Origin of the sequence: Variovorax sp. V93, assembly GCF_041154485.1 — a bacterium.
Taxonomy (GTDB): Bacteria; Pseudomonadota; Gammaproteobacteria; order Burkholderiales; family Burkholderiaceae_C; genus Variovorax; species Variovorax beijingensis_A.
In genome coordinates, this window is the sequence record NZ_AP028669.1 from 1 (window position 1) to 24,159 (window position 24,159).

Annotated in this window: 23 protein-coding genes; 9 read left to right on the forward strand and 14 right to left on the reverse strand. The window is 67.5% G+C overall.

Features of this window, described 5'->3' with window-relative positions; all coding sequences use genetic code 11:
- The 3 genes from dnaA to gyrB all read left to right on the forward strand — a co-directional run bounded on the left by dnaA (position 1) and on the right by gyrB (position 5,335).
- The gene (gene dnaA / locus ACAM54_RS00005; protein WP_012745166.1) at positions 1-1,380 is read left to right on the forward strand and encodes a chromosomal replication initiator protein DnaA; all 1,380 of its coding nucleotides are present in this window, start codon (positions 1-3) and stop codon (positions 1,378-1,380) included.
- An 89-nt stretch (positions 1,381-1,469) separates the two neighbouring features.
- Positions 1,470-2,576: a DNA polymerase III subunit beta gene (gene dnaN / locus ACAM54_RS00010; RefSeq protein WP_012745167.1), complete on the forward strand. Its 1,107-nt coding sequence runs from the start codon at positions 1,470-1,472 to the stop codon at positions 2,574-2,576.
- A gap of 134 nt (positions 2,577-2,710) precedes the next feature.
- Complete coding sequence (gene gyrB / locus ACAM54_RS00015) at positions 2,711-5,335, forward strand: DNA topoisomerase (ATP-hydrolyzing) subunit B (RefSeq protein ID WP_369649389.1); 2,625 nt, start codon at positions 2,711-2,713, stop codon at positions 5,333-5,335.
- 8 nt (positions 5,336-5,343) lie between these two features.
- Here the strand turns inward: gyrB and ACAM54_RS00020 are convergent, their stop codons facing one another.
- Together ACAM54_RS00020 and ACAM54_RS00025 are read right to left on the reverse strand one after the other, a co-directional pair.
- Positions 5,344-5,592 carry a hypothetical protein gene (locus tag ACAM54_RS00020; protein WP_369649390.1) on the reverse strand — a complete coding sequence of 83 codons (249 nt, stop codon included), beginning with the start codon at positions 5,590-5,592 and terminating at the stop codon, positions 5,344-5,346.
- A 166-nt stretch (positions 5,593-5,758) separates the two neighbouring features.
- Positions 5,759-6,034, reverse strand: a complete 276-nt coding sequence (locus tag ACAM54_RS00025; protein ID WP_369649391.1) for a hypothetical protein — start codon at positions 6,032-6,034, stop codon at positions 5,759-5,761.
- Positions 6,035-6,334: 300 nt separating this feature from the next.
- Here ACAM54_RS00025 and ACAM54_RS00030 point away from each other — a divergent pair, with 300 nt between their 5' ends.
- From ACAM54_RS00030 to ACAM54_RS00040, 3 genes are all read left to right on the forward strand, one after another.
- Positions 6,335-6,847, forward strand: coding sequence for a hypothetical protein (locus ACAM54_RS00030; protein WP_307698277.1), 513 nt, complete (start codon positions 6,335-6,337; stop codon positions 6,845-6,847).
- Between the two features lie 136 nt (positions 6,848-6,983).
- Entirely contained in the window at positions 6,984-7,472 is a 489-nt protein-coding gene (locus ACAM54_RS00035; protein ID WP_369649392.1) for a hypothetical protein, read from the forward strand.
- A gap of 132 nt (positions 7,473-7,604) precedes the next feature.
- The gene (locus tag ACAM54_RS00040) at positions 7,605-8,852 is read left to right on the forward strand and encodes a metallophosphoesterase (protein ID WP_369649393.1); all 1,248 of its coding nucleotides are present in this window, start codon (positions 7,605-7,607) and stop codon (positions 8,850-8,852) included.
- Between the two features lie 14 nt (positions 8,853-8,866).
- On the opposite strand, the gene ACAM54_RS00045 is transcribed toward ACAM54_RS00040, so the two are convergent.
- Positions 8,867-9,367 (reverse strand): polyhydroxyalkanoate granule-associated phasin, encoded by a 501-nt coding sequence (locus ACAM54_RS00045; protein ID WP_145738921.1) that lies wholly within the window; start codon positions 9,365-9,367, stop codon positions 8,867-8,869.
- A gap of 201 nt (positions 9,368-9,568) precedes the next feature.
- Here ACAM54_RS00045 and ACAM54_RS00050 point away from each other — a divergent pair, with 201 nt between their 5' ends.
- The gene (locus ACAM54_RS00050; protein WP_369649394.1) at positions 9,569-10,144 is read left to right on the forward strand and encodes an acyloxyacyl hydrolase; all 576 of its coding nucleotides are present in this window, start codon (positions 9,569-9,571) and stop codon (positions 10,142-10,144) included.
- On the opposite strand, the gene ACAM54_RS00055 is transcribed toward ACAM54_RS00050, so the two are convergent.
- Genes ACAM54_RS00055 through ACAM54_RS00065 form a run of 3 tightly spaced genes read right to left on the reverse strand, consistent with a single transcriptional unit; the run spans position 10,141 to position 13,237 of the window.
- A complete protein-coding gene (locus ACAM54_RS00055) occupies positions 10,141-11,112 on the reverse strand; it encodes a lysylphosphatidylglycerol synthase domain-containing protein (protein WP_145738918.1) in 972 nt (323 codons plus the stop codon). The genes ACAM54_RS00050 and ACAM54_RS00055 overlap by 4 nt on opposite strands.
- A gap of 40 nt (positions 11,113-11,152) precedes the next feature.
- Positions 11,153-12,421, reverse strand: coding sequence for a cardiolipin synthase ClsB (gene clsB / locus ACAM54_RS00060; protein WP_369651018.1), 1,269 nt, complete (start codon positions 12,419-12,421; stop codon positions 11,153-11,155).
- Positions 12,422-12,454: 33 nt separating this feature from the next.
- Entirely contained in the window at positions 12,455-13,237 is a 783-nt protein-coding gene (locus tag ACAM54_RS00065) for an endonuclease/exonuclease/phosphatase family protein (RefSeq protein ID WP_018903409.1), read from the reverse strand.
- Between the two features lie 207 nt (positions 13,238-13,444).
- Between ACAM54_RS00065 and ACAM54_RS00070 the strand changes: the two genes are divergently transcribed.
- Positions 13,445-13,873: a serine/threonine protein kinase gene (locus ACAM54_RS00070; protein WP_192324812.1), complete on the forward strand. Its 429-nt coding sequence runs from the start codon at positions 13,445-13,447 to the stop codon at positions 13,871-13,873.
- Positions 13,874-13,958: 85 nt separating this feature from the next.
- Here ACAM54_RS00070 and ACAM54_RS00075 read toward each other — a convergent pair whose 3' ends face one another.
- The 8 genes from ACAM54_RS00075 to ACAM54_RS00110 all read right to left on the reverse strand — a co-directional run bounded on the left by ACAM54_RS00075 (position 13,959) and on the right by ACAM54_RS00110 (position 22,429).
- Positions 13,959-14,531: a Spy/CpxP family protein refolding chaperone gene (locus ACAM54_RS00075; RefSeq protein ID WP_369649395.1), complete on the reverse strand. Its 573-nt coding sequence runs from the start codon at positions 14,529-14,531 to the stop codon at positions 13,959-13,961.
- 147 nt (positions 14,532-14,678) lie between these two features.
- The gene (locus ACAM54_RS00080) at positions 14,679-15,770 is read right to left on the reverse strand and encodes a flavodoxin family protein (protein ID WP_369649396.1); all 1,092 of its coding nucleotides are present in this window, start codon (positions 15,768-15,770) and stop codon (positions 14,679-14,681) included.
- A 75-nt stretch (positions 15,771-15,845) separates the two neighbouring features.
- The gene (locus ACAM54_RS00085; protein WP_369649397.1) at positions 15,846-16,745 is read right to left on the reverse strand and encodes a pirin family protein; all 900 of its coding nucleotides are present in this window, start codon (positions 16,743-16,745) and stop codon (positions 15,846-15,848) included.
- Between the two features lie 79 nt (positions 16,746-16,824).
- A complete protein-coding gene (locus tag ACAM54_RS00090) occupies positions 16,825-17,577 on the reverse strand; it encodes a GNAT family N-acetyltransferase (RefSeq protein ID WP_369649398.1) in 753 nt (250 codons plus the stop codon).
- Positions 17,574-18,770, reverse strand: coding sequence for a biosynthetic peptidoglycan transglycosylase (locus tag ACAM54_RS00095; protein ID WP_369649399.1), 1,197 nt, complete (start codon positions 18,768-18,770; stop codon positions 17,574-17,576). Before ACAM54_RS00095 ends, ACAM54_RS00090 begins: the two co-directional genes overlap by 4 nt.
- 88 nt (positions 18,771-18,858) lie before the next feature.
- Positions 18,859-19,428: a hypothetical protein gene (locus ACAM54_RS00100; protein ID WP_369649400.1), complete on the reverse strand. Its 570-nt coding sequence runs from the start codon at positions 19,426-19,428 to the stop codon at positions 18,859-18,861.
- On the reverse strand, positions 19,409-20,338 hold the full coding sequence (gene xrtQ, locus ACAM54_RS00105; RefSeq protein ID WP_369649401.1) for an exosortase Q: 930 nt from the start codon (positions 20,336-20,338) through the stop codon (positions 19,409-19,411). Before xrtQ ends, ACAM54_RS00100 begins: the two co-directional genes overlap by 20 nt.
- 15 nt (positions 20,339-20,353) lie before the next feature.
- Positions 20,354-22,429, reverse strand: a complete 2,076-nt coding sequence (locus ACAM54_RS00110) for a VIT domain-containing protein (protein ID WP_369649402.1) — start codon at positions 22,427-22,429, stop codon at positions 20,354-20,356.
- Positions 22,430-22,637: 208 nt separating this feature from the next.
- Between ACAM54_RS00110 and creD the strand changes: the two genes are divergently transcribed.
- A complete protein-coding gene (gene creD, locus ACAM54_RS00115) occupies positions 22,638-24,119 on the forward strand; it encodes a cell envelope integrity protein CreD (protein WP_369649403.1) in 1,482 nt (493 codons plus the stop codon).
- Positions 24,120-24,159 lie beyond the last annotated feature (40 nt).

Below are 24,159 nucleotides of genomic sequence, written 5' to 3' on the forward strand. Positions count from 1 at the left end.
ATGTCCACTGACGGCATCGGCGAAAGCCTCTGGCAAGCCTGCGTCGACCAACTCGCGCAGGAGCTGTCCGAGCAGCAGTTCAACACCTGGATCAAGCCCCTGACAGCGCAGGTCGCGGACGACCTTTCGCGCATGACGGTGTTCGTTGCCAACCGCTTCAAGCTCGATTGGATCCGGGCCCAGTACGCCGGCAAGATCGCCGCCATGGCCGAGAAGATGTATGGCCAGCCGGTAGCTGTTGAGTTAGCGCTTGCTCCGCGAGAAGCGCCCGTGCGTTCTGCCCCGGTTGCCGTGCTGGCCGAAACCGACGTGCCGCGCGACGTGGCCGGCCCGGGCGAGGAGCCCGCCAACGCCGGCTTCAAGAACCGGCTGAATTCGGGCCTCACTTTCGACACCCTGGTGGAGGGCACGGCCAACCGCATGGCGCGCGCCGCCGCCATGCACGTGGCCGGCATGCCGGGCCACCTGTACAACCCGCTGTTCATCTACGGCGGCGTCGGCCTGGGCAAGACCCACCTGATGCACGCGGTGGGCAACCGGCTGCTGGCCGACCGCCCGGATTCCAAAGTTCTCTACATCCATGCCGAGCAGTTCGTCTCGGATGTGGTCAAAGCCTATCAGCGCAAGACTTTCGATGAGTTCAAGGAGCGCTACCACTCGCTCGACCTGCTGCTGATCGACGATGTGCAATTCTTTGCCAACAAGGACCGCACGCAGGAAGAATTCTTCAATGCGTTCGAGGCCCTCCTGGCCAAGAAGTCGCACATCGTGATGACCAGCGACACCTATCCCAAGGGCCTGGCCGACATCCACGAGCGGCTGGTCTCGCGCTTCGATTCGGGCCTGACGGTGGCGATCGAGCCGCCCGAGCTCGAAATGCGCGTGGCCATCCTGATCAACAAGGCGCGCGCCGAATCGGCCGAAATGCCCGAGGAAGTGGCCTTCTTCGTGGCCAAGAACGTGCGCTCCAACGTGCGCGAGCTCGAAGGCGCGCTGCGCAAGATCCTGGCCTATTCGCGCTTCAATCAGAAGGAGATCTCGATCGCCCTGGCGCGCGAGGCGCTGCGCGACCTGCTGTCGATCCAGAATCGGCAGATCTCGGTCGAAAATATCCAGAAGACGGTGGCCGACTACTACAAGATCAAGGTCGCCGACATGTACAGCAAGAAGCGCCCGGCCAGCATTGCGCGGCCGCGGCAGATCGCGATGTACCTGGCCAAGGAGCTCACGCAGAAGAGCCTGCCCGAAATCGGCGAGCTGTTCGGCGGGCGCGATCACACCACGGTGCTGCACGCGGTGCGCAAGATCTCGGGCGAGCGCCAGCAGCTCACCGAACTCAACCAGCAGCTACACGTGCTCGAGCAGACGCTCAAGGGCTGATCCCGGATGTCATCAGGCATGCCCCTCGCAACAGCGGAGAATGGCGTCTCAATGGCGGATTCAAAGAGATAAGAGAAGAGGAAGAAGACATGATCGTTTTGAAGGCTACCCAAGACAAGGTCCTCGCCGCGCTGCAGTCGGTGGCTGGCATCGTGGAGCGGCGCCACACGCTGCCGATCCTGGCCAACGTGCTGATCCGCAAGACCGGCGGCCAGCTGCAGCTGACCACCAGCGACCTCGAGATCCAGATCCGCACCACGGCCGAGCTCGGCGGCGACGAAGGCAACTTCACCACCACCATCGGCGCGCGCAAGCTGATCGACATCCTGCGCACCATGCCGGCCGACCAGACCGTGAGCCTCGAATCGAGCGCGAGCAAGCTGGTGCTCAAGGGCGGCAAGAGCCGCTTCACGCTGCAGTCGCTGCCGGCCGAGGACTTTCCGCTGGTGCAGGAAGCCGCCAACTTCGGCCCGGTCTTCAGCGTGCCGCAAAAGACGCTGAAGGACCTGCTCTCGCAGGTTTCCTTTGCCATGGCCGTGCACGACATCCGCTACTACCTGAATGGCATCCTGTTCGTGGCCGAAGGCAAGCAGCTGAGCCTGGTGGCCACCGACGGCCACCGCCTGGCGTTCTCGTCGGCCACGCTCGACGTCGAGGTGCCGCGCCAGGAAGTCATTCTTCCGCGCAAGACCGTGCTCGAGATGCAGCGCCTGCTGTCGGACGCCGAAGGCGCCATCGAGATGCAGTTTGCGAACAACCAGGCCAAGTTCAGCTTCGGCGGCATGGAGTTCGTCACCAAGCTGGTCGAGGGCAAGTTCCCCGACTACAACCGCGTGATTCCCAAGAACCACAAGAACAGCGTCACGCTCGGCCGCGCGCCGCTTCTGGCCAGCCTGCAGCGCACCGCCATCCTGACGAGCGAGAAGTTCAAGGGCGTGCGCCTGAACATCGAGCCCGGCACGCTGCGCATTGCGTCGAACAACGCCGAGCAGGAAGAGGCGCAGGACGAACTCGACATCGACTACGGCGGCGACGCCATCGAGATCGGTTTCAACGTGACCTACCTGATCGACGCGCTGTCCAACATGGACCAGGACATGGTGAAGCTGGACCTGGCCGACTCCAACAGCTCGGCCCTCTTGACCATCCCCGAGAACGCATCCTTCAAGTACGTCGTGATGCCGATGCGAATCTAGAAGCCAGAAAACACAGCGCCTTGCGCAGACAGCCCGCGGCCCTCCGCGGGTTTGCGCTTTCAAGAGGCAGGAAAAACCGGCTCCGAGAGCCCGAGAAATCCCGTGAATGCCGTGAGAGATAGAGGAATATCCGAATGAGTGCAGAAGAGAACAAGCCCGAAGTACCCCACACCGAGCCGGTCTACACGCCCGAGATCGAGAGTGCGGTACCGATCGAGATCACGCCCGCCGACACCAGCTACGGCGAAGGCTCGATCACGATCCTCGAAGGGCTCGAGGCGGTGCGCAAGCGCCCCGGCATGTACATCGGCGACACCTCCGACGGCACGGGCCTGCACCACCTGGTGTTCGAGGTGGTCGACAACTCCATCGACGAGGCGCTGGCCGGGCACTGCGACGACATCGTCGTCACCATCCACAGCGACAACTCGATCTCCGTCACCGACAACGGCCGCGGCATTCCCACCGGCGTGAAGATGGACGACAAGCACGAGCCCAAGCGCTCGGCCGCCGAAATCGCGCTCACAGAGCTGCACGCGGGCGGCAAGTTCAACCAGAACAGCTACAAGGTGTCGGGCGGCCTGCACGGCGTGGGCGTGAGCTGTGTGAACGCGCTGAGCGTGATGCTGCGCCTGGTGGTGCGGCGCGAAGGCAAGATCCACGAACTCGAATTCAGCCGCGGCTTCGTGCAGAACCGCCTGCTCGAAACGGTGAACGGCGTCGAGGTGTCGCCGATGAAGGTCATCGGTGACACCGACAAGCGCGGCACCGAGGTGCATTTTCTGCCCGACACCCAGATCTTCAAGGAGAACTCGGACTTCCACTACGAGATCCTCAGCAAGCGCCTGCGCGAATTGAGCTTCCTGAACAACGGCGTGCGCATCCGGCTGAAGGATGAGCGCACCGGCAAGGAGGACGACTTCTCCGGCGCCGGCGGCGTGCGCGGCTTCGTGGAATTCATCAACAAGGGCAAGACCGTCCTGCACCCGAACTCGTTCTACGCGGAGGGCGAGCGCCCGGCCGACACCTACGGCGGCATCCCCGGCACGCACATCGGCGTCGAAGTGGCGATGCAGTGGAACAGCGGCTACAACGAGCAGGTTCTCTGCTTCACCAACAACATCCCGCAGCGTGACGGCGGCACCCACCTCACGGGCCTGCGCGCCGCGATGACCCGCGTCATCAACAAGTACATCGAAGAGAACGAGTTCGCGAAGAAGGCGAAGGTCGAAGTCACCGGCGACGACATGCGCGAAGGCCTGTGCTGCGTGCTGAGCGTGAAGGTGCCCGAGCCCAAGTTCTCCAGCCAGACCAAGGACAAGCTGGTGTCCAGCGAAGTGCGCGCGCCGGTGGAAGACATCGTCGGCAAGCTGCTGACCGACTACCTGCAGGAACGCCCGAACGACGCCAAGATCATCTGCGGCAAGATCGTCGAGGCTGCCCGCGCCCGCGAAGCCGCCCGCAAGGCCCGCGAAATGACGCGCCGCAAGGGCGTGCTCGACGGCATGGGCCTGCCCGGCAAGCTGGCCGACTGCCAGGAAAAGGATCCCGCCCTGTGCGAGGTCTACCTGGTGGAGGGTGACTCCGCCGGCGGCTCCGCCAAGCAGGGCCGCGACCGGAAGTTCCAGGCCATCCTGCCGCTGCGCGGCAAGATCCTGAACGTCGAGAAGGCTCGCTACGAGAAGCTGCTGACCAGCAACGAAATTCTCACGATGATCACCGCACTGGGCACCGGCATCGGCCGCGCCGGCGCGACCACCGCGGGCGGCGGGGCGGACGACTTCAACGTCGCCAAGCTGCGCTACCACCGCATCATCATCATGACCGACGCCGACGTCGACGGTGCCCACATCCGCACGCTGCTGCTCACCTTCTTCTACCGGCAGATGCCGGAGCTGGTGGAGCGCGGCCACATCTACATCGCGCAGCCACCGCTGTACAAGGTGAAGGTCGGCAAGGAAGAGCAGTACCTGAAGGACGGCCCCGCGCTGGACGCCTTCCTGCTCAAGGTGGCGCTGAAGGACGCGAGCATCGAGACCGGTGGCCCCAACTCGACCACCCTCTCCGGCGACACGCTGGCCGAGCTCGCGCGCAAGCACCAGCTGGCCGAGGCCGTGATCGCGCGGCTGCGCAACTTCATGGATGCCGAAGCCCTGCGCGCCATTGCCGACGGCGTGGCGCTCGACCTCGACACCACGCCCGCGGCCGAAGCCTCGGCCGTGGCGCTGCAGGCCAAGCTGCGCGAGCTCAACACCACCGGCGTGCCGGCCGAGGTGAGCAGCGAGTTCGACGCCCGCACCGACAAGCCGCTGCTGCGCATCAGCCGCCGCCATCACGGCAACATCAAGAGCAGCGTGCTGACGCAGGACTTCGTGCACGGCGCCGACTACGCCGCGCTCGCCGAAGCCGCCAACACCTTCCGCAACCTGCTGAGCAGCGAGGGCGCCATCGTCCGCCGCGGCGAAGGCGAGCGCGCCAAGGAAGAAAAGGTGGCCGACTTCCGCATCGCGATGAAGTGGCTCATCGGCCAGGCCGAGAACGCCACCTCGCGCCAGCGCTACAAGGGCCTGGGCGAAATGAACCCCGCGCAGCTGTGGGAAACCACCATGGACCCGACCGTGCGCCGTCTGCTGCGCGTGCAGATCGACGACGCCATCGAAGCCGACCGCGTGTTCACGATGCTGATGGGCGACGAGGTGGAGCCGCGGCGCGAGTTCATCGAGCAGAACGCACTGCGGGCGGCGAATATCGACGTCTGATCGATCGGTCAGCGGCAGCCCAGCCGGAACCGCCGGTCCCGGGCCTGCTGTCTCTGCCCGCGCAGCCAGTCCTGCATGGCCGCGCCCTGCGGCCGCCGCGCCGCGGTGTCGAGCGACTTGACGTGGGCGTCGAGCGCATCGCACTCGGCTCCTGTGTCGCCAGCGGCATTGCGAGCCGGCTCGCGCTCAAGGGACTGCTGCTGCGCCGCAAGTGCGGCGCTATTCCGATTCGACGCAGCTCGCGCCTCGAGGCTCATTCCGTCCACCAGATTCTGATTGCGATCCAGCCGAACGGTCGTGGCGGTCGAGCCTGCGGGGCAGGGCCCGTCCGAATAGGCGGTGCTGCCTGCCGCATTCGTGCATTTGCTGACCTCGCGAAATGGCGAGGCCGCTGGGCCAGTGAACGGGCCGCGACCGGGGTTTTCAGATCGAGCGATGCACGCGAACACCCTTCCGGCCGCCTCGGCCGCCCTGCACCATCCGCGCGACACGCGCCAGCCCGCCAGTGCCGCTTGCCGCGCGGCCGACCAGCGCACCGCCGGCGGCGCCCGCCAGCAGGCGTCGCGGCAGCGAATGGCTGCGCCCCGCGGTCAAGAGCAGCAGGAGGCCGGCACCAAGCACGGCAAGGTGCTCGCCGGGGAAGCCGCGCCGTTGCGCGTCCATTCTTCGCATGGCTTCGATCCTGGATCCGATGGTCATTTGAAGCTCCTTTTCTGTACGAACTTTCTTCATAGCGAGCGGTTCGGTGCACCTCTGTAGGCGCCGAGGACGTGCACCGCGTCGAATCGGGCCCACAGCGCGGCACTCTCAGGGTTTTCATTGGGAAGAACCTCCGAAAGGGCGCCGGCGCCCGTCACACGCCTGTCATCAGCTATTAAAACAATAGCGTTCAGTACTTCCCCGAGGATCCTTCCTCGTAAACGCTATATCTAGCCCGACTCTTGCTAAGCAAAATCCTCGACGGATTTCACGTCACCCCATGATCGAGGACTCGAAGCAATGAACCTTATGCGTCTGCGGCAGCCGGTGGCTGCATTGGTACTGGGCGGCACAGCAGCATTCTTCGGGGCGATGACATCGGCCCATGCGTTCTCGAACCCGCCCATCCAGATGGCGCAGGGCGTCGAATACATGTGCGGCGGCACGAACAAGGCCGAGGCCGCCTTCATGCAGATGGTGTCGCCGCGATGGGCGGCCACCATCGAGTTCGGCATCAACGACAGCGCGCAGCGCGGCAATTTCCCGGTGCGCGCGGCGGTCCAGGTGCGCGAGAAGTACACGGGCCGCCCCGTGATGGAAGCGCAGTCGCACGGGCCGTACATGCTTGCGCGGCTGGATCCGGGCGCCTACGACGTGAACGTGACGCTCGGCGGCCTCACGATGACGCAGACGCTGACGGTGATTGCGGGCGTGCCGGCCCGGGCGGTGTTCATGTGGCCGTCGAACTTCGACATGGCCTCGGTGATGCCGCCGATGCCGCAGGCACTCGCGCAGACCTCGGCGGCGCGCTGAGCTTCCCCTCTGTCTTCTTTCCCGGCCCCGGCCGGGTCCGGCCCTTTTCGTTAAGCCTTGCCTAAGCCGTGCGCCGCACAGTGGCGCCGTGGCCTTCCCCAGCCACGCAGACTGGCAAGCAAGAAAGGACCAGACCATGATCCCCCGGATTTCATCGCAGACGCGGCCCCTGGCGGCCGCCATGCTGTGCGGCGCCGTTCTTCTCGCGGCGCTTTCCTCTTCGGCGCACGCAACGTTCAACCCGCCGATCCGCATGACGCACGGCATCGAATACATGAGCGGCGGCATCGGCAGCGACGAGGCCAAGCTGATGGAGACGGTGGCGCCGCGCTGGCCGGCCACCTTCGAATTCGCGATCAAGGACCACAAGGGCGCCGAGTTCGCCTCCGACGTGCGCGTGACCGTGCGCGACAGCCACGGCACGGCGCTGCTCGACAACGTGGAGTCGGCCGGTCCGTTCATGGTGGCGCGGCTCGACCCGGGCACCTATGAAGTGGAGGCTCGCTTGCGCGGAAACACGCTCAAACAGACGCTGCAGATCAGGCCCGGCACGCCCGCTCGGGTGGCATTCGTGTGGCCGGCGGGCACCGATATGGCTTCTGCCGGCACGCGCGCGGTGCAGTGATCGGCGAGCACCGGCCCGGCGGCGGCGTGCCGGAACGGGGGGCTTTGCCGCTCACGCCGATCGCAGCGCACGCTATCCGGCTGCCCGGCGCTATAGAAAAAATAGCGGGGCGCTGGCCGGAGACCGCCTTGAATGCACGGCATGCGCCTTGCAGATGCCGTGTCCCGGGCCATGCCCGTTCCCATTGCCCCCATGCCGATACGTTCCCTGAGCGTGCTCACCGCGCTCCTGCATGTCTACATTGCGCTGCGCCTGCTGCCAGCGCTGGCCATGCTCACGCCGGCCTGGCCGCTCGCGCTGGCCGCGCTCGCCATCTCGGCCTTGACGATCCCGCTGCCTTTTGTCTCGCGCCGCGCCGGACGCAAGGCCTCGACGGGCGAACTGCTCCAGTGGACGGGCCTGATCAGCATGGGCTGGTTCTCCTCGCTGTTCGTGTCGACGCTGCTGCGCGACGCGGGGCTGCTGCTCGCCTGGCTCGCGAGCGTGCTGTTCGGCGCAACGGTGCCCTGGCATGCCGTGCTGCCCTGGAGCGCGATGGCCGTGCTGGTGCTGGCCACGCTGGTGTCGATGGTGGGCTTCCTCAATGCCCGCCGCACCGCGGACGTGAAGCGCGTCGAGGTTCCGATCCGCGGGCTGCCCGCGGCGCTCGAGGGCTTCACGATTGCGCAGCTCAGCGACATCCACGTCGGTCCGACGATCAGGAACGCCTACATCCAGCGCATCGTCGACGCGGTGAACCGGCTCGGCGCCGATGCCATCGCGATCACCGGCGACCTGGTGGACGGCAGCGTGGCCGAGCTGCGCGAGCACATTGCGCCGCTGGCCGGCCTGCGCGCGCGCCACGGCACCTTCGTCGTCACCGGCAATCACGAGTACTACGCGGGCGCGCATGCATGGATCGACGAGCTGCGCAGGCTGGGCCTGAAGGTGCTGCTCAATGAGCACGTGGTGCTGCAGACGCGCAACGTGCGCGGCGCCCAGAACGACGAAGAGCTGTTCGAGAGCCAGCTGGTGCTGGCGGGCGTGACCGACTACACCGCCGGCCACTTCGACGCCGCGCACGCCAGCGACCCGCACCTGGCGCTGTTCGATGCGCCGCCGCTGGTGCACACGCGGGTGCTGCTTGCGCACCAGCCGCGCAGCGCGACGCTGGCGGCCCAGGCCGGCTACCAGTTGCAGCTGTCGGGCCACACGCACGGCGGCCAGTTCTTTCCGTGGAACCTGTTCGTGCCGATGCAGCAGCCCTTCACCGCCGGCCTGCACCGGCTGCACGACATGTGGGTCTACGTGAGCCGCGGCACCGGCTACTGGGGGCCGCCCAAGCGCTTTGGCGCGCCGTCCGAGATCACGTTGTTGACGCTGGTGATGGCGCGCGGCTGAACGCGCCGGCGCGCTCAGCCGCGCAGTTCGGCGGCCAGCCGCCGGGCGTTCGAGGTGGCTGCGGCGTGGATCGGCTTCAGCCCTTCGCGCGCAATGCGCACGGCCGCGCCCGAAAGCCGGCTGGCCGTGCCCGCCGCCCGGGCCGTGGCTTGCACGAAGGCGTCGCTGCGCTCCGCAGCCTGCGCGGGGGTGACGCTGCCGGCCATTGACAGAAAGGCCCCGGCACTCAGAAGCCATTGCTGCAGCGCGCGGTTCGCCAGCGAGACATGGCTGCTGTGCCATTGCCTGACCATGGCGGCCCCCGATTCACCCGCGGCGGCGAGTTTTTCATTTCCCATGAGTTGAAACTCCGCGAGATCGGCCGCGCTGGGCGCGAGCCCCGCCTTGGCCATGCGCCCGGTGCGCATCTGGATCACGGACCCGGAGGACAGCAGCATCTCCTGGGTCTTGAGGGCCACGTCGACCCACAGCATCAGCGGGTTGGACAGGCGAGCGACGGAGGTAAGGGATGGCATGGGCGATCTATGAGGACGGATGAGCCCCACTATAGACGCGAGGCGCAGCAATTGCTGCACCGCAACAAAATCGACTCCGCATTTCTGTTGAACAAGTCCTACTTTCCGACATGGCAATAGCCTCGGCCCAAGGCGCGGACCGCTGCGGAAAGTAATTATTTCTTTTCTTTCCTTTCATTATTTGCAGATAACAACCACATCATGAAAGCACACAGGTCCGCGTCCCTCGGGGCCGCCGTGTTCGCAGGCGTCCTGAGCCTGCTGGGCGCACCGGCTCATGCCTTCGAAGACAGCGCGCGCGGCTTTTATTTCGAGGGCGGCCATGCGCCGCATGGCGACAAGGGCGGCACCGAGTCGGCCACGGTGGGCGTGACGCTGCCGTGGTCGCCGCGCCAGCCGGTGCACGAAGGGGCGCTCACTTCGTACTGGGATCTGTTCGCGAGCCATTGGCATGCGCCGGCCCTGGGCAGCGGTTCGCGCAACTACACCCAGATCGGCGCGATCTACACCTGGCGCTACCGCTTCGACAGCGGCAGCTCGCCGTGGTTTGCCGAAGGCGGCGTCGGCGGCACGGTGATGGACCACCTCTACAGGACGCCCGACCGGACCTTCAGCACCGCGTTCCAGTTCACCGAAGTGCTGGGCGTGGGACGCAGTTTCGGCGAGAACGGCAAGCATGAACTGACATTGCGGCTGCAGCATTTTTCGAACGCCGGCATCAAGAAACCCAACCCGGGCGAAAACTTTGTCCGGCTGCGCTACACCTATCGCTTCTAGCGCTTCAACGGCGCGGTATGCCGCCAGCGCCGCGCGCGCAGTTCGGTGACGAAGTACGCCACCGTGGCCACGCCCAGCGGCAACAGGTAGTAGAGCCCGCGGTAGACCAGCAGCACGCCCAGCAGCCGGCCTTGCGCCACCTCATGCGAGAGCAGGGCAAGGAACACCGCCTCCAGTACACCCAGGCCCGCCGGCACGTGCGTGACCACGCCGGCCACAGCGGCCACCAGCAGCACCGCGAGCACCGTGTGGTAGGCCACCGCGCCCTGCAGCAGGACCCAGATCACGCTGCCGATCAGCGCCCAGTTCAGGCACGACATGGCCAGCTGCAGCCAGGCCATCCGAAGAGAGGGCACCTTGAACGGATAGTGGCGCAGCCGGAACACGTGCCCGCTGGCCAGGGCGCACAGCACGAAGTAGCCCGCGGCCAGCAGCAGCAGCACCGCGCCCAGGATGCGGAGCCCGCCATTGCCGACCTTCCATTCGGCCGGCAGCGCCAGTGGCCAGAAGCAGAAGGCCAGGCCGGCCACCACCAGGTAGCCGAGCCAGTTGGTCAGCATGCTGAAGCCGAGCACGCGCGTGATGGTGCCGTTGGGAAGGCCCAGCCGCGAATAGAGCCGGTAGCGGAACGCCACGCCGCCCACCAGCGAACCGAGGTTGAGGTTGAAGGCATAGCTGATGAAGGTCACGCCCATGACGGTGCGGGCGCCGAGCGGATGGCGCGTGAGATGGCGGCCCAGCAGGTCGTAGGTGCTGTAGGTGGCAAAGCTGCCGGCCGCTAGCGCGCCGGCCAGCCACAGCGTGGCCGCGGGCAGCGCGCGCATGGCATCGAACACCTCCTGCCAGTCGATGGAACGCGCCTGGCTCACGAGCAGCCAGGCGATCAGGCCGAAGAAGGCCCAGACCGCGCTGCGCCGCAGCCAGGGCCACCAGGGCCGGCGCGCGAGTCTCGCGGTGCGTGTGGTCACTGGGCGGCCTCCATGCGCTTTCGGAACGGCCGGTGGGCGCTCATGCCGCTTCCGTCGGCGTGGCCCCGTTGTCGCCGGCAGCCTCGCGCTTTTCGCGCTTCTCGGCAAGCTCGGTGGCCTCGGCCGGGGTGAGGCGCGGCACCTGCCGCGGCAGCCAGCCCAGCCACGACGGATACCAGCGCAGGAAGTGGAAGATGAAGAAGCTGCGCACCAGCCGCCAGCCGCTCCATCCGGTCTCCAGGTCGGCCACGCCGATCTGCTGGCAGCTCTCGCGCATGAGCTTGTCCATGCGCTCCCACAGCAGCTGGTTGAAGGCCCTGCCGCGCGCGAACACGTTGGCCTCCAGGTTGAGCGACAGACTCAGCGGATCGAGATTGCTCGAGCCGACCGTGCTCCACTCGTCGTCCATCAGCGCGACCTTGGCATGCAGCGGGCGGTCGCAGTATTCGTAGATGCGCACGCCCGCATGCAGCAGGTGGTGGTAGAGCATGGTGGCGGCCGTCTTGACGATCGGCATGTCGGGCTCGCCCTGCAGGATGAGCCGTACATCCACGCCGCGCCGGGCCGCGCGGCGCAGCTCCTTGATGAGCCTGTAGCCGGGAAAGAAATACGCGTTGGCAACCACGATGCGCTGGCGCGCGGCGCGGATCGCGGCCAGGTATTCGCGTTCGACGTCGCCGGTGTGGCGGCGGTTGTCGCGCGTGATGAGCACCGCCTCCACATCGCCGACAGGCTCCCGGTCGACGGACGGCGCCTGCTTGAGCCGGCGGCGGAACCAGCGCGGCCCCTTGTCGCCGAGCGCGATGGCGCGCAGCACGAACTGGTGGATCTGCGCCACGACGGGCCCGCGCAGCTCCACCGCGTAGTCCTGCTTGGCCTTGGGCCCGAAGTCCAGCAGATGGTCGGCCGAATAGTTGATGCCGCCCACGAACGCGAGTTCGCCATCGACCACCACGATCTTGCGGTGCATCCGCCGAAACACGTTGAGCCGCTGGCCGAGGATGCGCTGCCCTGGATCGAACACCCGCACCCGCACGCCCACGGCGCTCAGCTCCGCGATGAATTCGCGCGACAGGTCCGGCGAGCCGAAGCCGTCGACCATCAGGTCGATCTTCACGCCGCGCTGGGCCGCCGAGCGCATGGCGGCATGCAGCGCAAGGCCCACCTTGTCCTCGAACAGGATGAAGGTCTCGATGATGACTTCGCGCTGCGCCTCCCGAATGGCATCGAACACGCGCGGGAAGAACTCCTCGCCGTTCTCGAGCAGCGCGATGCGGTTGCCGCCCACCCATCGGCCGACGTTATCCATGGCGTTCACCGCAGGTCATGGGTGGGGCCCGCTTCAAAGATCGATGTTCGCCACCAGCGGCGCGTGGTCCGACAGGTGCGACCAGGGCTTGCGCGGCAGCACCACGGGCGCGTGCACGCCCGCGTTGCGAACATAGATGCGGTCCAGCGGCAGCAGCGGAAAGCGCGCCGGAAAGGTCTTGGCGGCCGAGCCGTTCGCATGCACGAAAACCTCGCGCAGCGCGGCGCCTTCCTCCAGCACCTGGTGGGCGCGGCCGCGCCAGTCGTTGAAGTCGCCCGCGACGATCAGCGGCGCATCGGCCGGCACCTCGTCGCGCACGATGTGCAGCAACAGTTCCAGTTGCTGCTGCCGGTGCGCCTCGGCCAGGCCGAGATGCGCGCAGATCGCATGGACGTCGACCGTGCGGCCCGGCAGCCGCAGCACGCAATGGAGCAGGCCGCGCTTTTCGGGCCCGGCCACCGACACGTCGTGGTTGCGGAAATGCACGATCGGAAACTTGGACAGCACCGCGTTGCCGTGATGGCCCCTCGGGTACACGGCGTTGCGCCCGTAGGCGAACTGCGGCCACATGGTGTCGGCCAGGAATTCGTAGTGCGGCGCCTCGGGCCAGTTGTTGACCTTGCGCGAGTGGCGCGAATGGGTGCCGAGCACTTCCTGCAGGAACACCACGTCGGCTCCCACCGTGCGCACTGCGTCGCGCAGCTCCGGCAGGATGAACTTGCGGTTGAGCGCGGTGAAGCCCTTGTGGGTGTTCACCGTCATGACCTTGAGCGAAGTCGGCGCTGCGGCGGCAAGTGGAATCGGTGAGGAAGACATCGGTGTTGTGGTTGTACGTTGCCGCGCCCGGCGCGCCTGTAGGAACGCGCCACCTTCTTTGCCGCTTTCGCCAGGCGACGGCCGGCTCCTACAGGCAGGCCTGCCACACCCCGACACGGGGCGCATGGGGGGCCTCCTACGGTGGTTTTCAGGCTGCGGGAAACAAGCCAGCGGCCTTCTTCATCATCACTTTCAAAGGAACGCACCATGAAGCACGCAATCCTTCGCGCCACGGCGCTGGCCGGCCTGATGGCCGCGGCCGGTGCCGCCATGGCGCAAGCCACGTCGATACCCGCCCAGCCGGACCCGGCCGTGGGCGGCCAGGCCAGCACGCAGACGCCTGCCGGCGTGCCCAACCCGCCGCAGCGCCCCGACGCCAACATGCCGGTGTCGCGCGAAGCCGTGAAGGCCGAGGCGCGCGCCCACAATCGCAACAACACCAACAACCTGGTGCCCAAGGGCGAGGCGACCACCACCATGAACGGGCAGCCGAACGCGATGCCGCAACCCACCGGCGAGATGTCGCGCGCCGAGGTGAGCCAGCTGGCCCGCAAGCCCAAGCCCCAGTTCGGCCAGCGCGGCGAGCGGCCGGACGTGCCCACCAACCCGATCGAAAGGACCGGCACGCCCCAATAGCCGTCCATGTACGAAAAAAGCCCGCGGTGCTCGAGGCATCGCGGGCTTTTTTCATGGGGCGCCGCTTCCGGCGCCCTGATGATGGTCAGCTCTTGGCGGGTTGCCCGTCAGTGCCGCCGTGACCATGGTGGCCGCGGTGGCCATGCATGCCGACGTGCACCGTCTCCGCGTCGAAGGTCTTCTGCTGCTCGGGCGTCAGCGCCGCATAGAAGGCCTTGGTGGCTTCGGCGCGCTTGGCGAACCTGGCGCTGCGCTCGGCCTGGCGGGCCTGCATGCGCTCCAGCCGCTCGGGCGTGGTGAGCTTGGCGAATTCCGCACGGTCCATGCGCTGCGCATGGGCCCCGGCCGGCGGCTGGCTGGCCGCTGCGAACGTGGTCCACGCGCTTTCCTGTCCGGCGTTCAGCTTGAGCTTTTCCTTCAGCGCGGCAAGCCGCTTGGCGCGGTGCTCCTGCATGCGCTCCATGCGCTGTGCCGGGTCCATGCGCTTGTGCTGCGCCTTGGGTGCTGCGCCGCCCTCGGCCTGCGCAACGGCGGCGGTGGGCGTGGCAGTCGAAGTGCCGGATGCCGCCGGGGCCTGTTGTGCAAAGGCGCCCGAAGAGGCGAGGGCGGCCGAGCCCAGGAGGCTGGCCCAGACGATGCGTTGGCGAAGAGAGATCATGAGAAGTGCTTCCTTTCGAAGAAGCCCGCCGCCAATGGGCAGCAGGTGAGACGAAGTGTGGAAGACCTCTGTATCGGCGAGGTGAGCCGGAAGTGAGCGTGCGTAAAGAATCATGAACGCGCAGGCTTTTCGCGCCCGCGGCGTGGCTTACTTGGGCCTTGGCGGCTTCAATCCGCGATCGGTCCGCTGCAGCTTGCCCGCGCGCAGTTCGCCCACGGCCAGTGCCACGGCACGGGCCACGTTGCGCACTTCCTCCTGCACGCCTTCGTCGGCATCGAGGCTGTCGTGGCTGGTGGCGTAGGGCTCGTAGTAGCCGATGTAGCGGTCGAGCCGGGCCTGCGCGCCTGCGTCGACCAGGCCCATCCAGTCGAGCCAGTCCGACAGGTTGCGCCGCACGCTCTCGGCGCCGGCCACGTCGCCGTGCACCACCAGCCCGTAGACCCGTCCCGCCAGGTGCTTGGGATAGCCCCAGCCCTGGAGCTCGAGGGCCTTGGCTTCATCGGGCTTCTTGCCGTGGGTGCTGGTGGGGTCGGGGTTGCCGCCGTCGGCGCATACCAGCCGGTCGGTCATGAGCTTGAGCGGACTGGCGGACTGGTACCAGTGCGTGGGCGTGAACAGGATCACGCCGTGCGCGGCCACCCAGCGCTCGTAGATCTCGTTCATCCAGTCGCCGGTCTGGCGCATCGCATGGTTGGGATAGCAGCTGCAGGGCCAGTGGCACAGCGGCATGGCGGTGGACACGCAGCCCTTGCAGGGATGGATGTGGCGCCCGTAGTCGGAGGCGAGCAGGCTCAGGTCGAGCACGTCGACGTCGATGCCGCAGCCATCGAGCACTTCGCGCGCGAGCTGCAGCAGCCGCCAGCTCTTGGAGATCTCCCCCGGGCAGGTGCCGTCGTTGCGCGGCGAGCCGTTGACCAGCAGCACGCGCGACTTCGTCTGCGCCTGGCCCCAGGCCGCCTGCGCGGCGTCGATGCGCGCCCTGGCTTCGAGCCAGTCGACCGAAAGCTCGTAGTCGGGGTCGGCATGGCCGGGTCCGGCCTTGCGCGTGACGGGCGCCTTGCGGCCCTGCTCGTAGGCCTCCCATGCGATGAGTTCGATGCGCTGCAGCGCCTCCTTTTCGGACTGGAAGGCGGGATCCTGGAACGGCTGCATGAAGCGCTCGTGGAACTGGTCGCGCTTCAGTGTTTCGGGTGCCTGTCCCTTGCGGACCTCGGGGGCTTTGATCGTGCGGTGGGGCATGGCGGCCAATCTATGCCCCATCCGTGCGCCCGTGACCTGCGGGCGATGCCGATTTTCGGTAGGCCTGCGACTACATCAAGCGCCGAACTTGCCGCTCTGGAAGTCCTGCACCGCCTGCTTGAGCTGCTCCTGCGTGTTCATCACGAAGGGGCCGTACTGCGCGATCGGCTCGTGCAGCGGCTTGCCGGCGATCAGCAATGCGCGCGCCGGGCTGTGGTTGGTGGCCCCGGCGCGCAGCACCACGCCGTCGCTGCCGGGGTCGTTCGCAAGAATGGCCATGCGGCGCGTCGGCACCTCGCTGCCCGCGATCCACACCGATTCGCGGAATGCATACACCAGCGCGTTGTGGTCGTCAGGCAGGGCCTGGGCGAATTCGGCGCCGGGCGGCAGGGTAATGTCGAGGTACAGCGGCTCGGTGTGCTCGCGCCGCACCGCGCCTTCGATGCCATGGCTCGCGCCCGCGATCACGCGCACGTGCACGCCCGCCGCGGTGGTGTATTCCGGAATCTCCTCGCTCTGGATGTCGCGATACCAGGGCTCGCGCATCTTGTCCTTGGCGGGCAGGTTGAGCCAGAGCTGGAAGCCTTCCATCAGGCCGTCCTCCTGCTCGGGCAGTTCGCTGTGGACGAGCCCGCGGCCGGCCGTCATCCATTGCACGCCGCCGTTCTGCAGCAGCCCTTCGTGGCCGGCGCTGTCGCGGTGCCGCATGCGGCCCGCGATCATGTAGGTCACGGTTTCGAAACCGCGGTGCGGATGGCTGGGAAAGCCGCCGATGTAGTCGCCCGGGTTGTCGCTGCCGAAGGCGTCGAGCATCAGGTAGGGGTCGAGCCTTTTCTGCAGCGGCTGCTGCAGCACGCGGGTGAGTTTGACGCCGTCGCCATCGCTGGTGGAAACACCGGCCACGATGTGGTCGATGCCGCGCGGCGTGGCCACGGGATCGGTCGGGTGGTTGGCGTGGTGGTTTGCATTCGTCATGCAGCCATGGTGGCACTAACGGCCCGACCGCGCCACCCGGGAGGAATTGCGGAATCTGCCTCGGCGCGCTGCTGCGGCTTCAGCGCGGCCACTGCTGGCGCTGCCAGTAGCGGTACTGCCACTGCGTCGAGAAACCGGCACGCCGGTAGAGCGCGTGGGCGGCCATGTTGTGCGCGTCGACCTGCAGGAACACGCGCTCGAAGCCGCGCTCGAGTGCGGCCCGCGCGAGGCCCGCCAGCACGCGCCCGGCCAGGCCCCGGCCGCGCTGCGACTGCTCGGTTCGCATGCCGTGCACGCTGGCCCAGCCGTGGCCGAAGGCCATGGCGCCCGCCGCGACGGTCCGGCGGCCCTCGCGCACGCTGGCATAGAGCGAGCCCTGGGCGCGCGACAGCGCCCGCACGCGGTGGGCGCCGTCCACGGGATCGAAGCCCTCGCCGAGGAACAGGGTGGCCCAGGCGTCGTCGGGCGCAAGGTCGACGTCGGCCAGCGCGGCGCCGGCCGGCGCCACCTCGCACATGCGCCGTGCGGAGCCGATCTGCACGCAGGTCGGCGAGTCGCCGACATAGTGCCGCTGCTCCAGCTCGGACTGCAGCGCCACGAAAGAGGGCACATCGGCCAGGCGGAACGCGGGCACGAACTGGCGGCGGTCGTAGCGGTCCTCGATGCGGTCGATCGTGCGGCCTGCGACCGGTTCGCGGTGCAGCGGAACGGCCGACCTGGCGCGCTTGACGGTGCCATCGTCGAAGGGCAGCAGCCAGCCGTCGAGCTCTTCGACGGCCAGCGGCGAAACGGCGGCCACGGTGGCGCGCTCGATGGCTTCGACGTCGTTCATGGAAAAGCCTCCGGTGCGGTGAATCTGGCGGCCGCCACGCTCTTGAGCAGCGACTCGCGCTGGTTGCGGCTGATGCCGCGCACGCTCTCGGCGACCCACCTGGTACGGTCCGGGTCGATCTGCCCGTCGCGCCGCCATTGCTCGAGCACCGCCTGCGGCTTGTGCAGCATGGACGCGAGCCAGACCGCCTGGGCGGGCTCCAGGCTGCGCGCGGAGCGCTTGAAATAGCGCCGGGCGGCGGCTTCGGCGCCGCACAGGTTGCCGCCCCACGGCGCGTTGTCCAGGTAGAGCTGCAGGATGCGCGCCTTGCCCAGCGTCTGTTCCATTTCGACCGCGTAGAGCAGCTCGCGCAGCTTGCGTTCCGCCGTGCGGTCGCTGCCGGTCACCAGCATCTTGGCGAGCTGCTGCGTCAGCGTGCTGCCGCCGCGCTTGGGCTGGCCTTCCTTCTGGTTGTTGTCGATGGACGCGACGATTTCCGTCAGGTCGTAGCCGGCGTGGGTGAAGAAGCGCTGGTCTTCGGCCGCGATGACGGCGCGCGCCAGCCAGCTGTCATTGGCCAGCTTCGACGGCGCGCCGCAACTGGTGCGCGCGCCGAGCATGGCTTCGGTGCCCAGCCCCTCGACGGTGAACTGGCTGACGGTGGGCTGCACCGTGAATGTGGCCTCGGGCAGCATGACCTGCCCGCGCAGCGCCAGCGTGCCGCCGATGCGGGCGCGCTGCAGCTCGGGCAGGTTGGGCGCGAGCACGGCATACCAGCGGGCAATCGGTGCGTCCTTGATGTCGGCGCTGAGCTGCAGGCCCCTGCCCTTGGGCGGGAGGTGTCCTTCCCATTGGCCCTGGAGCATGGCGGCCGCGTCGGCGTTGCGGGGCGTGGCCTCGATGGTGCCGGCCAGCGTGTTGCCGTCCCGCTTCACGGTGGCGACCAGGCCCTCGAACACGATCGGCTGCGCGCCGAGCGCGGCAACCTCGGCGCTGCAGGGCGCACAGCGCAGTTCGAGCACGCCCGCCGCGTCCTTCCAGGCAAAGTGCAGGGTGCCGAACCGGCTGTCGAACGAATGTCCGTCGAGCCGCGGCGCGAACCAGGACGAGGTGGCCAGGCGCACTGCCGTCGGCACGCCCACTGCCATGCGCAGCGGGCCGGCCTCGACCGTGGTGCTCCATTCGCCCGCCGCTGGCGCAAGCACCAGTTTCACTATCAGGAAGATAGCAACGCACGTTGTCACCACAAGGGCCAGCAGCCCGTAGATCACGAATCGCAGAAACTGTTTCACAAAACTCTCATCACATCGGCCTCGCCACCGTCACAGCTTGCCACGGACCGCTCGAGCGTCCACTGGCCGCCGCCCAGTACCAGGCTGAAGTGTCGGTGAAAGCCGTGCCTTCGGCATCCACGATGCGCTCGCAAACGCGGATCTTTTGCGTGCTGTGCCGTTGCGCAACAAAACAGCGCCACAGCCGCTCCTGCGCATCGCGTTCGAGGCGTGCCTGCTCGATGCGAAAACCGAGCGCGCGGTAGCAGTCGGCCGCCGGATGCAGCATGCGCGTGGGGGCATTCACCGCGCGCATCACGATCATCTGCGTGCCGTCGGTCATGCGGCCGATGGCGCCCGGAAAGCGGTCGGCAAAGCGCTGCTCGACGTCGCCGAGCGCCAGCGGACGCAATGGAACGCCGTCCCATTGGCTGGGCCATTCATGCGAGGCCATGGCCATCGAAGGCTCGGGCGGTGCGCGCAGCGCCGCCGCGGTCGACCACAGCATGCACAACAGCATTGCGAGCGCAAAGGCCGTCTTGTGGCCGATGCGGTTGATGAAATGGTTGGCAAACAGGGCTTCAAAGAACCGTGTCGACATGGCGGCCTCCTTGGGTGGTGATCAGGCCCGGGATCGGCTGCTCGGCGAACGGGGGCTCGGTGCACACCGGCACCATCAGGCGCGCGATGCCGCCGCACACCGCGGCCAGAATCGACAGCCCGAGCAGGTTGTGCGCCCAGGGCGCGAGCGGGTGGCCCGCGCCCTCGAACCCGATGAGCATGCTGTTGCGCAGGATGTTGCCGCCCAGCACCACGAGGCCGACCATCGGCAGCCGGCGCAGGAAGCCGCGGTCGCTGTGCCCGGCCCAGAGCGCGACGGCGCAGGCCGTAAAGTAGCCGAGCCACACCATCTGCACGCCCGAGCACGGCGCATCGACGATCACCAGCCGTCCATCGACCACCAGGCTCGCGCCCTCGCGCGCCACGCTGAAGCCCGGCGCCAGCAGCCAGCGGCTCGCCTCGGCCGTGATCACGCGCAGCGGATAGCCCGCATAGAACTGCAGCGACGACAGCAGCGGCAGCGCAAGCACCGCCAGGCCGGCCACCGGCAGCGCGGCCACGCGCCGCGGCAGGAAAGCCAGCAGGCCGCATGCCAGCGCCAGCACGGCCACCAGGCCCGTGGCGAGCGGCGGCAGCGCGGGCAGGGCGCCGAGCCCGGTGCGCAGCACGGTCGCCAGCACCGTGCCGGCGCCCGCCAGTGCGAGCCAGCCCAGCTGCGGCGCGGCCCGCAGTTCGCGCCGGCAGCGCCATGCCAAGGCGGCGAGAGCGGCCAGCGCCAGCAGGCCCAGCGGATCGTCGGAGCCGTCGCGCAGCCGCCGAACCATCCAGGCCCAGGTCGGCGCGAGTGCGGCGAATTGCAGTGCGAGCCAGCCGGCGGCCGGTGCGCGGTCGACGTGGATGCCCCAATCCACGATGCGCGGATGGCGATGGGCGAGTGCGGCCAATGACATTTTTCTTTTCCTGGCTCAGGCCGTGAAGCGGCGCGGGTCGTTGCGGCGCGCGCGGCGGCGCAGCATCGCGAGCATCGACAGCACCACGGCAATGGCGCCCAAGGTCTCGGGCTCCGGCGTGCTGGGCACCTCTGCGCCGAGTGCGAGTTCGCTCACGCCCTGCGGCAACGGCAGCGGCTGGTTCACGCCCACGCTGTTCTGCGGCGCGGGGTTGCGCACCACCTTGTCCACGGCGATGAAGCTGGTGTACTGGGTCAGCAGGCTGTACTTCAGGCCGAGCTCGGTGATGCGCTCCTTGAAGGCGCTGCCGCCCTCGAGCGTCTCCTGGTCGCTCAGGCTCTGGATGCGGTGGCGCGCCCACAGCGTGCGCAGCGCGGCGGTGTCCTGGCGCAGTTGCGGATCGATGCGCAGTTCCTGGCGGTACGGGCCGTTGGCGCCCTGGCCTTCCACGATCACGCGGCCCCTGGCTTTTCCTTCCGCGTCTGCGCGCCACTTGCCGAACACGATCACCGGGCGCTCGCCCAGCACGTCGGGCAGCGCCTGCGGCTCCACGTCGTACACGTCGAGCCCGCCGAAAGTCAGCTTCACGTTGGTGAGCACCGGCGACTCCACCATGCGGCGGAAGCGCGCGGCCTGCTCGGGCGCCTGGATCGGGTCGGTGATGATGAAGGGCTCGCCCATGCCGGCGCGCGCAATGCCTTCCATCAGGCTGCGGTTCACCGACGAACCGATGCCGAAGGCGAACACATTGGCCTTCGAAAGGTTCTTGCGCACCAGTTCGAAAGCCTCGCGCTCCACGCTCACGTAGCCGTCCGTCACCAGCACCACGGTGCGCGACACCTTTTCTTCCTTCGGTTCGGCGTAGACGCGCTTGAGCGCGGGAATCAGCTCGGTGCTGCCGCTGCCGCTGTAGTTCTGGATGGTGGCCAGCGCCTGCTCGATGTTGGCGCGCGTGGCCGGCACCGAGCGGGGAGAGAGCATCTTGTTGCTGCCCGAGAACAGCAGCACGTTGAAGGTGTCGCTCGGCCGGAGGCCGCCGATCAGGCGTTCGAGCACGGTCTTGGCGGTGTCGAGCGGAAAGCCGTGCATCGAGCCCGAGATGTCGACCACGAAGATGTAGTCGCGCGGCGAAATGGCGCTGGCGGCCACGGCCTTGGGCGGCTCGACCATCGCGAGGAAGAAGTTCTCGGCGCCGCCGTCGGTGTTCTGGCCCTTGTAGAGCATCAGGCCCGATTCGATCCTTTCGCCCGCAAGGCGGTAGTCGAGCACGAAGTCGCGATTGTCCGCGGGCCGGCCGTCGGGCGCGAGTGCGATGTCGGCGTGCCGGTCTTCGTCGCTCTTCTTTACCTCGATGGCGTGGGACGACGAGCGCACCTCCTTCAGCCCCATGGGCGTGTCGATGCTGGCCTTGAGCCTGAAGCTGGTGTTCGGCGCCACATCTGCGCGCAACGTGGGCTGCGCCACCCACTTGGCCTGGGCGTTCTCCGACTGCGGGCTGTTGTAGCGCGGGCCCACCACGGTGGGAAAGACGAACGCATAGTTGCCCGACTGCGGCACCAGCAGCTCGGTGTAGCGCAGCTCCACCTTCACGTCGTCGCCCGGCAGGATGTTGGCGACGTTCATCTGGAACACGTTGGGCAGGTGCTGCTCGAGCAGCGCGGCGGTCTTGCCTTCCTTCTTGGCGGTGTCGTACTCGATCTGCGCCTGCTGCTTCTCGCGGATCTGCGCGGTGATCAGGCGGTCGGCCAGGCGCACGTTGAGGCCGCTGACCGCAGCCTTGGTCGAGCCCGGAAAAACATACTTCGCCTCGATGGCGCGCTGGCCTTCGTTGCGGTAGGTCTGCGTGACAGTCACGTCGGCAATGACGCCCGAGATCTTCACCGCCACCTCGGTGGCCTTGAGCGGCAGGCGGTCGACCGAGGGGTCGTCGCTCTTCACGAAGAAATACGGGCTCTCGGTCTTCAGCCGCGGGCCCGGTGCTTCCTGGGCATGCACGGGGTTGAGGCTGAGCGCGACGAAGCCCGCCGTGGCCAGGCTCACGGTGGCGAGCCAGAGCCAGCGGCCGGGACGGGTGGAGGTGTGGGCATCCATGGCGGTGTGGTGTTGGTGTCCGTGCGAACTTGCACAGCCGCAACTGTCGGCACCGCGCGAGAAGGAAATTGGAAGGCTGCTTGAAGTCCGGCCACCGGATGCCGCGTTGTGTGAAGCCTGTGTGAAGTCCGCCGGCGGCCGCGCTTCACACGCGCTTCGGATGGCGCGGCGAGCATCGCGGCTTCGACAACCGACGAGGAGAAAAAACATGTTCCAGTTGCTCAAGGCCCTGCAGGGTTCGATGCTGGTCAAGGTGGCCGGGCTGCTGATGCTCACGCTCCTGCTGTGCATTCCGCTGGCCGAGATCAATGCGATCAACCGGGAGCGCGGCCACAGCCAGCGCGAGGCGGCCGAGGAGCTTGCCGCCACCTATGCGGGCCCGCAGACCGTCGTGGGCCCGCTGCTGCTGGTGCCCTATGTGGAGCGCTGGATGGAGCCGCTGCGCAATGCGCAGGGCCGGGTGATCGGCCAGGAGGCCCGCAGCAAGGAAATGACCCACGTGGTGTTTCCCGACAAGCTGCACATCGAGGGGTCGATGGCGCCGCACGAACGCTACCGCGGCATCTTCAGGATTCCGTTCTATACGCTCGACGCCACGCTCGGCGGCGGCTTTGCGGCTTTCGATCCCCGATCGGTGGCGCACAGCGAAACCGATTCGCGTATCGAGTTCAAGGCACCATTCATCGTCTTCGGCGCAAGCGACCTGCGCGGGCTCGATGGTTCGCCTTCGATCGCGATGAACGGCGAGGCTTTGGGTTTCAGGCAGCGCGTGCCTGGCCTGGCAGACGATGCCCTGCTGGCCGACGGCATCCACGCACCGCTCACCGGCACAGCGCTGGCCGCATGGGAGGCGAGGGCGCCGCTGCCCTTCGAGATGAAGCTCGGCCTGGTCGGGCAGGACACGCTCTCGATGGTGCCGATTGCCGACGAGACCACCGCCCACCTGAAGTCGCCCTGGGCGCATCCGAGTTTCGGCGGCCGCTTTCTCGCCACCCAGCGCGAAGTGACGCCGCAGGGCTTCGATGCGCACTGGCGCGTGTCGTTGCTCGTGACTTCCGCACGCGAGCAGGTGCGCGCCGGGCTGTCGGGCCGCGGCGATGCCGCCAGTGCCGCCACGGCTGCTGCTGTGGCTGCAACCAACCATGCGCAACGCAACCTCGGCCCGCTGCAAACCTTCGACGTCTCGCTCGCGCAGCCGGTCAACGTGTACTCGATGAGCACCCGCGCCGGCAAGTACGGCGCGCTCTTCATCGGCCTGGTGATCATGGCGGCCTTCATGTTCGAGCTGTTCCGCAGGCAGCGCATGCATCCGGTGCAATATGGGCTGGTCGGCCTGTCGATCGCGCTGTTCTTCCTGCTGCTGCTGGCCCTGTCCGAGAAGCTGGCGTTCTGGCTGGCCTATGCCAGTGCGGCCGGCGCGAGCGTGCTGCTGCTGGGCATCTATTTCAGCGCAGTATTGCAAAGCTGGAAACGCGGCGCGGGCTTCGGGGCCTATGTCGCGGTACTCTATGGCGCGCTTTACGGCCTGCTGGCATCGGAAAGCAATGCCCTGCTGCTCGGCGCCCTGCTGACATTCGGCATGCTGACGGTGCTGATGCTCGCCACGCGCAAGGTCGACTGGTATGCACTGTCGGCCGGGAACCCCCGAACGCCCGAGCCGGTCTTACCTGAGGCGGCCGCGTCCGTGTAACCAACGCTACGGACTGTTTTTTTCCTTACCTTTTGCCACT

Coding starts and splice junctions, on each gene's coding strand:
- dnaA (WP_012745166.1), top strand. CDS start 1: ATGTCCACTGACGGCATCGGCGAAAGCCTCTGGCAAGCCTGCGTCGAC.
- dnaN (WP_012745167.1), top strand. CDS start 1,470: ATGATCGTTTTGAAGGCTACCCAAGACAAGGTCCTCGCCGCGCTGCAG.
- gyrB (WP_369649389.1), top strand. CDS start 2,711: ATGAGTGCAGAAGAGAACAAGCCCGAAGTACCCCACACCGAGCCGGTC.
- ACAM54_RS00020 (WP_369649390.1), bottom strand. CDS start 5,592: ATGAGCCTCGAGGCGCGAGCTGCGTCGAATCGGAATAGCGCCGCACTT.
- ACAM54_RS00025 (WP_369649391.1), bottom strand. CDS start 6,034: ATGACCATCGGATCCAGGATCGAAGCCATGCGAAGAATGGACGCGCAA.
- ACAM54_RS00030 (WP_307698277.1), top strand. CDS start 6,335: ATGAACCTTATGCGTCTGCGGCAGCCGGTGGCTGCATTGGTACTGGGC.
- ACAM54_RS00035 (WP_369649392.1), top strand. CDS start 6,984: ATGATCCCCCGGATTTCATCGCAGACGCGGCCCCTGGCGGCCGCCATG.
- ACAM54_RS00040 (WP_369649393.1), top strand. CDS start 7,605: ATGCACGGCATGCGCCTTGCAGATGCCGTGTCCCGGGCCATGCCCGTT.
- ACAM54_RS00045 (WP_145738921.1), bottom strand. CDS start 9,367: ATGCCATCCCTTACCTCCGTCGCTCGCCTGTCCAACCCGCTGATGCTG.
- ACAM54_RS00050 (WP_369649394.1), top strand. CDS start 9,569: ATGAAAGCACACAGGTCCGCGTCCCTCGGGGCCGCCGTGTTCGCAGGC.
- clsB (WP_369651018.1), bottom strand. CDS start 12,421: ATGGATAACGTCGGCCGATGGGTGGGCGGCAACCGCATCGCGCTGCTC.
- ACAM54_RS00065 (WP_018903409.1), bottom strand. CDS start 13,237: ATGTCTTCCTCACCGATTCCACTTGCCGCCGCAGCGCCGACTTCGCTC.
- ACAM54_RS00070 (WP_192324812.1), top strand. CDS start 13,445: ATGAAGCACGCAATCCTTCGCGCCACGGCGCTGGCCGGCCTGATGGCC.
- ACAM54_RS00075 (WP_369649395.1), bottom strand. CDS start 14,531: ATGATCTCTCTTCGCCAACGCATCGTCTGGGCCAGCCTCCTGGGCTCG.
- ACAM54_RS00080 (WP_369649396.1), bottom strand. CDS start 15,770: ATGCCCCACCGCACGATCAAAGCCCCCGAGGTCCGCAAGGGACAGGCA.
- ACAM54_RS00085 (WP_369649397.1), bottom strand. CDS start 16,745: ATGACGAATGCAAACCACCACGCCAACCACCCGACCGATCCCGTGGCC.
- ACAM54_RS00090 (WP_369649398.1), bottom strand. CDS start 17,577: ATGAACGACGTCGAAGCCATCGAGCGCGCCACCGTGGCCGCCGTTTCG.
- ACAM54_RS00100 (WP_369649400.1), bottom strand. CDS start 19,428: ATGTCGACACGGTTCTTTGAAGCCCTGTTTGCCAACCATTTCATCAAC.
- xrtQ (WP_369649401.1), bottom strand. CDS start 20,338: ATGTCATTGGCCGCACTCGCCCATCGCCATCCGCGCATCGTGGATTGG.
- ACAM54_RS00110 (WP_369649402.1), bottom strand. CDS start 22,429: ATGGATGCCCACACCTCCACCCGTCCCGGCCGCTGGCTCTGGCTCGCC.
- creD (WP_369649403.1), top strand. CDS start 22,638: ATGTTCCAGTTGCTCAAGGCCCTGCAGGGTTCGATGCTGGTCAAGGTG.